Raw genomic sequence first — 11,926 nt, 5'->3', positions numbered from 1 at the left:
AAAGCCGTATTTTGTTCAGTTTTAATTTGTTTTTATAATAAAACTACTAATTGATAAAGTGCTACCCATAAAACTATTGAGAATAAGCCACCCCAAAATAACCCTACAAAGAAATTAACGTCTTTTTTCATAATATATATCCTCTTATATCTATGTGTATTTTCCCTTAGAATATAATAGCATTGTGTACTAACGATGTATTACTTGTGTTTTTTTAATATATTTTTACCTGCTTATCAGAAAATAAAAAAGCCCACTATTGTGCGCTATCGGTAATTAAATCAGCTCTTCCATTATCAGTTAGGTATTTATCAATACGCTCCTTGTACACCTTCATTTTGATAATAATAAACGAATACGTAAAGGCTCCATCGATAACACGTTGTGCCATATATTCAGCCATTAGTTACTACCTCCTTCTTGTGTTTCTGGAGTATTAGAAATGATGAGATCATCAATCGCCGATTGCATAAGGACCAAGCGTTTCTTTAACTCTGCTAATTCATCTGGAGTTGGATTTTGTATAATCATTTCATCTATAGCTTGCTGCATTAATCCCTGCTGTTTCTTAATTTTTTCTAATTCCGATGGTTCTTCTGGTTGCGGTTCTTCTGGCTTCGGCTCAACTGTTTTCACCCATTTACCTTCCTTGAATACAGGCTCGTAAGCTAACCACGGGCAAACTTCTAAAGTACAGTTTTCAGGGATGTCAGGCTCATACCCTACAATGACATCCTCCTCGTATGGCACTTTAATAGTTTCATAATCTACACTTGCCATTACACAGTTAGGACATTCGTATTTGCTGACTACTGGTAACTCTTCACCTGTCTTATCGTCAATCTCAGGCTGGTACGTTCCGTCCTCAATGGACTGGTGCAACTCGCATAACTTTTCTTCTGTGACAACCTCTTTCTGTTCTTCTCGGTAAACTGTTTGCTTCTCGTAAATCGGTTTCTCATCGATGGGAATCATCTCAGTGAACTTCCCGTTTTCGTCATAACAATAACCATATTGTCTATCCATGTGATTTCCTCCTTAGTTAACCACAAAAGTCTCTGTAATATAAACGTTCTTACCATTCACACCTAGTCTAACTGTCCCGTCTATGTTAAAAACTACATGGACAGACGTGCCGTCTGTAGCTAGGTAATGCCTGCTTAAAGTTGTAACAGGTCGCATATCAACAGGTAAAGTCGTCACTAAATTCTCCACCGAACCTGTTTTAAGCGCAATAGCCCCTGATATCGTAACTGTGTTCCCTCGTCTATCAGCTACAGGCAGAAAACTTGTATCAAGGTTAATTGCATCAGCTGTCAAGACTAAATCTGCCCGCCCGTCTTTATCTCGCATAGCTACAGGTTTATTTTTATAGGTAAACTTAGTATCACTTACAATTAAAGCTGTAGGTGCATCCCATGGAGCGCTTCCCCATCCCATGTAAGCCTCACCTACAACACCTGAATTGCCCCTTGCGTATCCAATACCTCCGACAGCGGCCTTTGATGTTTCATCAATATAGAGAATCCCTCTGGCACTTGGTGCGTTTGGCATCTCTTGGCGGATCATAGCGCCTGATGTTAATGTGATGTTTCCTGTCATCGTACCACCTGTAGTCTTCAATACGTTCCCATCAGATATAACACTAAATCTCTTGCCTACTGGGTCATATTGCCATACTCTCGCGGCGGATTTATAGTCGTATAAGATCAACTCCCCTGTCGTAGAAGTTTCTAGTCCGTACATCGTCCCCGCGGCATCTCTCCAACGGTAACCTTTGCTCTTAGACCCGACTGAAGTGTCCATGTCGATATTACCCGTCATAGTACCGCCTGACTTTGGTAATGCTCCAGCTGCTAATTCTCCTGCTTTAATAATCGGGGCAAAATCTACTCCTGTAAAAGTCTCTCCTACTTCAATTGCTTTTTGAATTACTGGGAATTCATTTGTAGATTTCATTGCTTCATCAGACATTATCGATTCATCAACAGCAAAAACAAATTTGCATGTTTCAATTACTTTATTATCAGGGAAGGTTAACCTTAATTGCGCAACTACGTTTCCGTAGGCAATAAGTGTTTGTGTGCTTAATACTACATAATACTTACCTTGCATTTGATTTACATTCTGTACATCTTGGAACACTCTCTTGCCATCAGGCTTTAAAAATGCAATTTGTACCTTTGTAGCTGTCGAGAAATCCGTAACTACTTTGTCATGAGTTACATTGATTAATAGCTTGGCAGAGTTTAAATCATTCTGATAAAACCGCATTACCTTTAGTTCTTCTTCTTTTGTGGCGAAATCTTTATGTTGCATTGTGTCAATTGTTATTTCTCTTACCTTTAATAGTTCTGCCAAATGGATCACTCCTTTTGTTCAAAATAAAAAAGCCTGCTTGTGCACGCTTTTGGTTAAATCGTTTATTGTTGTGATACTTGTACTGCTTGTTGCTGCAAGTTAGCTAAACAATCTGAGCATACATTTAACGTGCCTAACTTATGCAAATGAGCATTCTTTTTGCACACGTCACAAAATGTATCTGTTTTACACAAATAAACCTGGTCATGATCTGAGAAAATCTCAATAACATCACCAGGTTTCACGCCGATATCGGCTAATTTATCTAACGGTACTTTTACTGTACCGCCTTCAGAAATCGTTACTGTAACACCTAAATATTGATATGCCATAAATACCTCCTATATTGAAATGTTCATAAATGCCCATCCTTGTGAACCTATGTGAAGATAAGCACCCCATCCTTTACTTCCGTTCATGTATTTGATAGTTCCTAAAGAGTCCGGACCTCCACCAGCAATATTTACTCCTTGTGTACTTATTTGAGTATTGAACGACACTGCCCCACCAGTATTGAATGTTATCTGTTTAAACGAACGAAAATCAATTCCATTTTGCCCTTCGATTGTTGTCTTGTTATCTCCGAATAGAAGGGTATTCCCATCTGAATTAAGGTTAAGTTTACTTGGATAATACGGTTCGCCGAGAGCTGTTTCCCCTTTTACCACCCCTATACTTCCGGTATAATAACTTCCAATGTTTAGTTGTGCGATTACTAATGTCCCATCAGAAAATCTACTAGTATCAACATTCTCATGAAGCAAAATTGTAGGTTGTATTCTACCGTCTTTATTCCAGTAGTAACCAAGGAACATTCGATTTAAATTCGATTCCATTAAGCGTATAAATTGTTTTTCGATATGAACGTAGTTAGATCCACTATCAGTGCGCAGTGTAGAACCCTTAATTTCTCCTGCTAAAATCCGCTCTGCAACAATACCTCTGCCTGTAATTACATTCCTAAACGTTGTGCCTCCATCAGTGCTTACGCCTAATCCGGCACTGTTCAAGACTACAACATAATTCGGATTGTTCTTATCCTTCGCGATTAATCCTTGTGGCGTGATATCTAATTCACTAGTTACTCCTAAAATCATACTTGTAACATTTGCAACTTCTTGTGCCATCGCATTGATAGGAAGTTTTTCTCTTCCCTCTATCAAATCATTAATTGTTTTAGCAGCATGATCTAAATTAGACTGATACCTTTTGGTAATGTCTTGATTCCCAAAGGTCAATTGAACATCCAGTATATTCCCGCGCCAATCACGTAATACGCTTCGATTCACAACACGTACTTCTGCATCCAATCCAATTCTTTCATCAATTAGAAATACCCGATCACCAAGTCCACTCTGAGCAATCGGGTATTTCTGTTTCGTTAAATCATGTATATCGGCAGTTACGCTCATTTTTAAACTTTCATTCACAATCTTTTTTAAACTGTTTTCCATTGTTGCATTTAATTTTATACGACCGTCTTTTAAAGGTGGCGCGTGACGCACTCCGATTCCAGGAATACTTGCAAGCGGTGATGTATACTCACGAATCAATTTAGCACCTTGCCATCCATCCTCTTCAGTGAAATCGCCATAACCTTTAGCGTATGTCCAAAATCCTGACGCATCAACTTCTTGAACTATATTGGAAGCATTCAATCTATGACGGTACATAACGTTTAAATCAGATCCAATTTGAGGTTCAATCGTTACAACCTTCCCCAGAATCCTGAACTCTGCTCCATAACGATTCAATGCATCTTTAAACATTTCAAGTCGGGTAGACCCACCACCAAATCCTTCCCATTGTAATGAGTTGTAACTTCCATTCAATTGATAAACATAGCCGCTGCCACTAAAAATAGTTGCAAAGCAAGCATTCGCAGTAAAGGATTGATTATATTCTTCATATACGCGACCATTGTCGAAGTCATCATAAAATTTCGGTACTGCTTTAATCTCAGCGGTTAATGTTTTCCCTTCACCCTGTTTTTTCAGATAAACAACTTTATATTCTGTTTCATTATCATCGACTAGAGTCCACATTTCTGAGAGTTTATTAAGAAATAGTAAATTCACTTTATTGGGAGATATCTTTGCAGAAAATACACAATTCCCATTTAATTCTTCTTCGATGAGGTAAGTTACCTGTGTAATATACTCCTTATTCTCCAAATCACGTACATACATAATAAGTCACCTCACTTGTAGTAAAATCTAAAATCAAATTCTATCGTTGCTGAGGCGCAATTAAACACTTCAAAAGTATTCCAACCCGGAACTAACTCAATGAAATCTTTTTTGGTATTTCTTAAAAATTCTAATCCGTTTCTTCCAATATTCGGGCCGTTATAAATTACTATATCGGAACTAGAAAGGGCATAATTAATTGTAACAGTACTAAAATTCGTTAGATTTTTCACCATAAAACCTGTAGAACCACCTACAACATCACTAATAACTATCTTTAATTCTTGTTCAAAAGGATGAACTGGTATATTACCAGGATTGTAAATTTTAAATTTCTGACCTGGTACGATATTATGCTTATACTTGTGCGAAACAGGATCAACTATAATGCCCATTCCTGCCCCCCAAAGTCCACTCGACACATCTATACCATCACGTTGGATATCAGATGATTTGCCAATTGATTCAGCAAATGGTAAGTCTGCTGTTTCAAATTCCAATTCACCAAATCCATATTTGAGTTGCTGATCTATATCGAATGTAGAGGAGATATTTACTTTATATCGTTTGCCACTAACAATCAGATTATCTCCATTTTGATACTCTAATCGTCGTAATTCACGAATATAGAAAGGTTCTGTACTTAATATTATTTCAAATAGTTTATCTCGTGTTATCGCTACATCTAATAAATCCTGTGCTTTAAAATAAAAGGGTACGGTTATAGTCCGTACCCCATAAGTAGATCCTGTGTTAATTCTTCCATTTGCTCCTTCTACATCTATATAGGTAGGACGCATTTCAATCGAGCCCACACGGAAGTCCTGCACCTGAACGTTTATGTCAGATAGTTTCATAGTTTGTCCATTCATTCTTGTGATTTGTACGTCCATTAAAAGTACCTCCTTACTGTGTTTTCGACTGCATTTCCTTCATTTACATGAGGTCGTACAATACGTCCTACTGTTTCACCTTCCATAACAACTTGTAAATTCGTTAAATCTTTTCTTAATCCCGCAATGGCAGATGCTACTAAACTGCCGTCATTCTGGTTAGAACTATTAGTAGATTGAGAATTAACCATAGCTTGTTGTCCGAAACTAGAAGATGTTGTACTGGATACAGATGCAGGTGCTGAATAACTCGTTGAAACACCTGGTATAGAACCCGCGAATGCAACATCTCCAAGAGAAATATCATCACTAAGTACATCAAAAGCATCCTTTACAGATGTAGCAACATCTTTCGCTGCCTTCACCGCAGGATTCTCCATATTATTAAGACCCTTGATCATACCCATAATCACATACTCGCCAACACCTCTCATAAGACGAGAAGGACTGTGTATATCAAAGAAACCAGTAATAGTTTTGAAAATAGATTTACCTATATTATAAGCTGCCATCACCGCTTTATAAGCTAACGAACCAAGACCATTGATTAAACCGATAATAATGTTTTTACCTACTTGTGACCAGTCGATCCCTTGGAATGCTTCCCAAATAGATGGAAGTATCTTTCCGTTGATTGCGCGCCATAACTCGCCCATTACAGTAAAAAATCCGTCAATTAAAGCTAGGATTAATTGAGCGCCTAATCTTATAAGAGTGGGTAAATTTTCAATAAGTATCATAGTAATTGCCTTGATAATCTCAATGATAGCTCCTCCAATTTGGGGTAAAACTTTTATAATCCCTTCAATTAAAGCCAATAGAATTTGAATACCTGCTTTAATGATTACTGGAAGATTTTGAATGATTACTTCTGTGAATTTTTTAATTAATATTACGACGGTGTTTATGATCTGCGGTAACATTTTTACAATTCCGTCAATCAATGCGATGATTAATTGAATGCCCATCTCAATAATTTTAGGTAATAATTTTACGAAAGTATCAATTAGCTGAACAATCACCTTAATTGCCACGTCAATAATTTTAGGTAGCATATCCACGATACCTTGAATAAGCATTACTAAGATTTTCATTCCCATTTCAAGTAAAGTTGGTAACAATTGAACTAGCGTATCTAATATAGTTTGAATAATTTGCATTGCAACATCAATTAAAGTAGGGATTAAGGAGATTATGCCATCAATTAACGCAAATAATATTTTACTACCGCTCTCAATAATTGCTGGTAGTAACTGAATAATCCCTGTAATTAATGTTTGGATAAGTTGGATACCTATATTCAACAATGTTGGTAATAAAACTGCTATACCATTTACTAACGTTAGTATAATTGTGGATGCGGCTTGGATAACTTGTGGTAAAGCTTGAACAATCCCTGTAATTAAACTAGTCAGAATCTCAATACCCTTTTGAACAAACTGAGGTAATTGCGTTGTAATAAAGGTAATGACGCTTGTGATTACAAGATTCAATATTTCTTGGAACTTTGTTAATAACGTAGCTCCACCGGCAGCTGCGCCATCAGACATTCGAATGAACATTGTAGTTATAGTCAACAGTAATCCTGGTATTCCGCCAATTAATATCGCGATGATATTCGGAATCAAATTAACAAAAAAGTTAATAATTTGGCTAAAGTCACCTTGAAACGCTGCTTTAATTGCACTAACAAAGCTAACCATTAAATCGCGCATTTGACTTACAGCCTTACCTATAATCAATACCGCATCTTGAAATCCTGATGGTAAATGCGTGATCCAATCATTAAAATAATCTCCATCGAGCGCAGTGTAAAATAAGTACTTTCCTAGCGCTGCGATTATTTCTCCGAATTTCTTCACAACTCCCATTGCTCCAATTAAAGATTCTCTTATTCTAGCTACTGATTCGCCGATTTTCTGTGCTGCATCTTGGAATCCCTTAGGTAAGTGTGTAATCCAATCGTTTAAATAGTCACCGTCTACTGCTGTCCAAAATAAATACTTACTCAAGTCAGCTAAAACTTGTGCAAATCCTTTAATTGCTGCGGTTAATATTCTCAATGCATTTTTAATCATATCTACATGCTTATTGACAAATTGGATTGTGTCGTCGCCAAGACCTATAGCATAAAGAAGTTCTTGTCCCTTCAATGGATTTCCAAATATTAAATTCCAAAATCCTTTTATTGCCTTACCCAGATTATTAACAGCATTTCGAAACGGTTCAATATGTTTATATGCATACATAAAACCTACTACTAACCCAGAAATCGCAGCAGCGACAGCCCAAGCGACAGGACTTACCATCGCCAACCCTAGAACTAATGGTTTTATCAACATCCAAACAGCTGCTATAGCTGCTCTATATCCTAAGAACAGTCCAATCCCTACTGCTAACGGTGACAAAATAAGGGTTAAAGCTGGAACTAACATGAGGGCACCTTGTATAAATTTCGCCATAGTTGGATGCGCTTCGTTGAATTTTATAATCATTTCTGCTAATGCCGTTATGAATTTATAAAGTGGTATCATCATAGCGGCGAAAGCTTCTTTCATCGGTTTAAAAGCCTCTGACAGTTTCTCTATCATTTCATTGTATGCCTTTGCATATTTCGGGTTCATTTCCATATTCGCTTTATGCAACGATCCATACAAAGCAGCACATGCAACAGATGCAGCGATAGCAACCATTTGCATTCTCATAAGACCTTGATTTATCAACATTACCTGATCATTTAGCTGCTTGGCGTTTGCATTAGGACCAAGAAATTCTAGTGCTAATTGAGCAGAACTACTTCTATTCGCCAAACGCTCTATAGCATTTGTAGCCATTAAAGCGCCATGTGACAAGTTATACAATGGATTTCCCATTGTCCTTAAATTATCCCTCAACTTACTAGATGTCGTACTCATATTGTTCATCATACCGATTGTTTGAAGGATTGAAGCTTGCATCATTCTATCGTTTTTCATCATCGCGTCATTAGCAGCTTTTTCAGCTTTACCAACTTCATTTACTTGCGAAATCAAATCTTGAACACTACCTGTGTAAGTTCCCATACTCATAGCAGCATCCAAGTAAGCAAGTTTTGTTCTTTTCAATTCTTCTATATGGGGTTTCATCGCTTCACGTTGTTGACGTTTTAATTCACGAAGACGGCGACTATATTCACTATTAGAGTCCCCCATACTTTCTAAACTTCGTCGATATTCTCGGGAAGATTGACGAGTTAAACTTGTAAACTCGTTCATTTGCCGTTGCATTGCAGCCATTTCACGACGCATCTGATCCGTTTCCGCTCTAAACTGGACTACTAATTCTTCTGTTGTTGCCAAATCTCTACCTCCTTTCTACTTGAAGTTGAGATTTTGAAGAAATTCCATATCATCTTCTGCTTTTTCAGCGCGATCTTCTATTGTTTTTTTCTTTTGTTCATCAGTAACCATTTTTTCCCTATCGAAAAGGTCTTTTGGTTTTAATCTCTTTTTAGGGTTATAGTGATAAGCTGTCCGCATCATAATGGCAAATAAACTATACGATTGCAGTTCATCTAAATATTGTTCATTACGAGCTGTCATCATATTTTGAAATTCACGCGGACTCAACTTCATTACTTCAGCAGGATGCATTCCTAAGTATCTAAATCCATCCTGCTGAATTTTATCTATAGCTTTTCTATCATATTGAATTACTCTTCTGTTGTTAGTCCGTACATCTCGTTCGCCATTTCCTCGTATTCTGGATTCTTGGCTACCATCTGTTTCTTCAATCGTTTCTTCTGTTGTAGCACTTTCGCTTTGTAGAAAAAATTCTCTTCAATTACCTCTCGTAGTGTACTTTCGATGTACTCTTGAGTTAACGCTTCTTCGGTAAATAATCTTTTGATTTCCTGATCAATATCTTTACGAGTGAATCCTTTTTCTGTATGGAATAATCCGAAGTAAATAGAATCCTTGAATAGTTCAACATCACCTTGTAAGCAATGTCCTACAATTTCATTTACGCCACCTTCATATTTCTTATTTAGCTCTACCACTGCTTCAAAACTTAACTTTAATTCATATTCATTCCCTTTAACTTCAAAACGCATATATATCAATCTCCTTTTAATTGGATGTTATTTTTAAATTTAAGAAGAGTAGGCATAAAACCTACTCTTAAGGTGTTGTTACTGTTTCCCCTGCACCTGGAGGTAATTTAGTTAAAGTCTCTTCTGTCGTAGTACCCGACAATTTAACTTCAAGAGAATAAGTCGCAAATTCTCCTGTTGAAGCAGTTTTCTCAAATGACGTAATCATATAAGTTCCTTTTTCTGCTTTTAATGTACGTTTGTTAATTTCATAGATTTCTATATATTCTTTGTTACGTAATTTTTTTAAAGCAGCAGCAGGGAATGGATCTCCTTCTGCCATAATCCCCTCAAATGAACGCGTCTCAGTTACTTTTCCGTAATCATTGACAGTTCTGTCCTTTGAAGCAGCTTCTATTTCGTCTGCTGATACACTATGAGAAGAATCCGTTTGATCAAAAGGCCTAACCAGTAAATCTGTATTAGTTTGATCTTTTATAACAGCAGCAATTAAGAAATCATCACCGCGCATCATTTTATTTTTTAATTCAGCCATCTATATTCACGCTCCTTAATTTACATAAGCTTGTTGGTATTCAAAAATCATTGTTAATTGTGCTGAACCAACCCCACTAGGAGCGGTAGTTACTCTTCGAAAATAAATCGTGTCAATCGATTCACTTCCATCCTCATTTCGAAGATGTACCGTGTAACCGTTGCTCCTGATTTTGTTAGCAACTTTTTCAGCTGCTTGCATCGCCTTATCTGTTGTTGTATTAAAAAACCTTACTGTCATTGTGTACAGTAAGGTAAAATGATCTTTTGAAGTTTTATCATCGTTTATAGATAAAATCGGATAATATACCGATGGAATAACTAGTTCTTCTGGAACTTGATCATGATAAGCAAATGTATTAGTAGGTAAACTGTCGTATACAAAAGCTTTCATGGAACCATGTATTTGCTCATACATAATTATCTCGCTCCATTCTGTACCCATTGCTTAAATTGGCGGTCAAATGAACGTTGGAACATACGCTCATATATCGCTACTGCATTATCCCAATAGGGGCGACCTTCTATAAATTTAGCAGTTAGCATCATTCCAGTAGGCGCATGCGGATCATACTCGAAATTATGACCCTCCCATCTTCCTGGGACGAATCTCCTTACCTGCTGCCATCCATCATTTTGTAATTTTGCATAGCTTAAGTTGCTACCAATCTCTAATGTTAATCCACCATCAGAGGAACGCCATACGTTTCCGTCTCCGCCTTTATCAAACGAATTTAACAGTCGTCTTGTATCTACAACCGCTAATGAAATGATTTGATTTTGTACCTCTTCTAGAAATTGAAACCCACTAGCTTCTAGCCATAAAGCTACATTCTGATCTAATCCATTTGCCATACGGTTCAACTTAGCACTGAACTCACGAAATCCTCTAGTCGTTATTTGGCTAGCCATGGTTCACTCTTCCTCTCCGCAGTGGCTTTTATATGTGAAACCTCACCAGTAAGTGGATGTACTACCGGAAAGGGATTGCGTATATAGTAAACGACATTCGTATTCTTCTTGATTACCTTGTCGTTATGTTTTATATCTGTACCAGGCATAAATAATACTCGTGTATGCTGTTCATTTAATTGATTTGGTGCAGATTGAATTGCAGTTGGTCTAGCAATCGCTACATTCTCAGCAAAATAACAACTTTGTCCTGCTATATCAGGAGTTTCATTGTAAGAATATACAGTCTCTCCTGGTTGTCCATATTTACCTGGTTGCTCTTTCTTCTGCAAATGGTAAATATCACATTCGTGAATAAACATCCCTTGCAAAGACATTAAATTGCCCTCATTTTGAACGTGACTTTATTCTTTCCTTTATGATCCATAAATTTCTGCAGAAGATACAAAACGGAAGGTTTCGTTATACTTGCACTATCCTTTGTATAGGAATAGTCGCCACCACCAATACTTTCAGACTTAATCCCCTTCATAGCGTTTGTATCACTGTTTATTGAAGCATAATACTGTGCTAACTTCTTACACGATAACTTCACTTCTGCTGGAACCTCAGGATATTTCGTCTTATCACTAAAATCTATTTTCGATAAATTATAAATCTCTGTTTCTGCCTCAAGTATGTCCTGCTCCAATAGAGGAACAGGACGATTCTTTACTTCAGGCAATACAGTGTAATCTATTAATTCTTGAGCAGTAATAAGTGGCATACTTATCACTCCTCTCCTTTAGATTTGCTACCTTCTTTTCGAACTTCAAATTGTTCATTACCATTTAGATAGTCATAGGTTTTCTTTGGAACTTTTTCTTCTTGGCCTAATAAAAAAAGACGTTCATGGACGTCATATGTTTTACCAACTATTAATTTAACGTAGTAATTCAAAAGTC

15 protein-coding genes are annotated in these 11,926 nt (G+C 37.0%); all 15 read right to left on the bottom strand.

Annotated features, from left to right (window positions below; translation table 11 throughout):
• Nucleotides 1–256: 256 nt before the first annotated feature.
• The 15 genes from NST14_RS30685 to NST14_RS30615 all read right to left on the bottom strand — a co-directional run bounded on the left by NST14_RS30685 (nt 257) and on the right by NST14_RS30615 (nt 11,921).
• Nucleotides 257–403, bottom strand: a complete 147-nt coding sequence (locus NST14_RS30685; RefSeq protein WP_229143643.1) for a hypothetical protein — start codon at nt 401–403, stop codon at nt 257–259.
• The gene (locus tag NST14_RS30680; protein WP_229143645.1) at nt 403–1,026 is read right to left on the bottom strand and encodes a hypothetical protein; all 624 of its coding nucleotides are present in this window, start codon (nt 1,024–1,026) and stop codon (nt 403–405) included. Before NST14_RS30680 ends, NST14_RS30685 begins: the two co-directional genes overlap by 1 nt.
• A gap of 12 nt (nt 1,027–1,038) precedes the next feature.
• Nucleotides 1,039–2,370 (bottom strand): BppU family phage baseplate upper protein, encoded by a 1,332-nt coding sequence (locus NST14_RS30675; RefSeq protein WP_229143647.1) that lies wholly within the window; start codon nt 2,368–2,370, stop codon nt 1,039–1,041.
• 53 nt (nt 2,371–2,423) lie between these two features.
• Nucleotides 2,424–2,693, bottom strand: coding sequence for an AbrB/MazE/SpoVT family DNA-binding domain-containing protein (locus NST14_RS30670; RefSeq protein WP_229143649.1), 270 nt, complete (start codon nt 2,691–2,693; stop codon nt 2,424–2,426).
• Between the two features lie 9 nt (nt 2,694–2,702).
• Nucleotides 2,703–4,550, bottom strand: a complete 1,848-nt coding sequence (locus tag NST14_RS30665; RefSeq protein WP_341119630.1) for a phage tail protein — start codon at nt 4,548–4,550, stop codon at nt 2,703–2,705.
• Between the two features lie 11 nt (nt 4,551–4,561).
• Complete coding sequence (locus NST14_RS30660; RefSeq protein ID WP_229137309.1) at nt 4,562–5,443, bottom strand: phage tail domain-containing protein; 882 nt, start codon at nt 5,441–5,443, stop codon at nt 4,562–4,564.
• A complete protein-coding gene (locus NST14_RS30655; protein WP_229143653.1) occupies nt 5,443–8,781 on the bottom strand; it encodes a hypothetical protein in 3,339 nt (1,112 codons plus the stop codon). Before NST14_RS30655 ends, NST14_RS30660 begins: the two co-directional genes overlap by 1 nt.
• A gap of 15 nt (nt 8,782–8,796) precedes the next feature.
• Complete coding sequence (locus tag NST14_RS30650; protein ID WP_229143657.1) at nt 8,797–9,075, bottom strand: hypothetical protein; 279 nt, start codon at nt 9,073–9,075, stop codon at nt 8,797–8,799.
• Between the two features lie 59 nt (nt 9,076–9,134).
• A complete protein-coding gene (locus NST14_RS30645; protein WP_229143659.1) occupies nt 9,135–9,536 on the bottom strand; it encodes a tail assembly chaperone in 402 nt (133 codons plus the stop codon).
• Between the two features lie 67 nt (nt 9,537–9,603).
• Nucleotides 9,604–10,071: a phage major tail protein, TP901-1 family gene (locus tag NST14_RS30640; protein ID WP_229143661.1), complete on the bottom strand. Its 468-nt coding sequence runs from the start codon at nt 10,069–10,071 to the stop codon at nt 9,604–9,606.
• A 15-nt stretch (nt 10,072–10,086) separates the two neighbouring features.
• On the bottom strand, nt 10,087–10,488 hold the full coding sequence (locus NST14_RS30635; protein ID WP_229143662.1) for a hypothetical protein: 402 nt from the start codon (nt 10,486–10,488) through the stop codon (nt 10,087–10,089).
• A gap of 2 nt (nt 10,489–10,490) precedes the next feature.
• The gene (locus NST14_RS30630; protein ID WP_000168162.1) at nt 10,491–10,982 is read right to left on the bottom strand and encodes an HK97 gp10 family phage protein; all 492 of its coding nucleotides are present in this window, start codon (nt 10,980–10,982) and stop codon (nt 10,491–10,493) included.
• Nucleotides 10,967–11,359, bottom strand: coding sequence for a DUF3599 family protein (locus NST14_RS30625; protein WP_229143663.1), 393 nt, complete (start codon nt 11,357–11,359; stop codon nt 10,967–10,969). Before NST14_RS30625 ends, NST14_RS30630 begins: the two co-directional genes overlap by 16 nt.
• Nucleotides 11,359–11,748: a protein YqbG gene (gene yqbG, locus NST14_RS30620; RefSeq protein WP_229143664.1), complete on the bottom strand. Its 390-nt coding sequence runs from the start codon at nt 11,746–11,748 to the stop codon at nt 11,359–11,361. The genes NST14_RS30625 and yqbG overlap by 1 nt, the downstream gene beginning before the upstream one ends.
• Nucleotides 11,749–11,753: 5 nt before the next feature.
• Nucleotides 11,754–11,921 carry a YqbF domain-containing protein gene (locus NST14_RS30615; protein ID WP_080493267.1) on the bottom strand — a complete coding sequence of 56 codons (168 nt, stop codon included), beginning with the start codon at nt 11,919–11,921 and terminating at the stop codon, nt 11,754–11,756.
• Nucleotides 11,922–11,926: the final 5 nt, after the last annotated feature.

This window comes from Bacillus sp. FSL W8-0519 (assembly GCF_038005585.1).
In the GTDB taxonomy this organism is placed as follows: Bacteria; Bacillota; Bacilli; order Bacillales; family Bacillaceae_G; genus Bacillus_A; species Bacillus_A paranthracis.
This window is presented reverse-complemented; position numbering and strand designations above follow the sequence as displayed.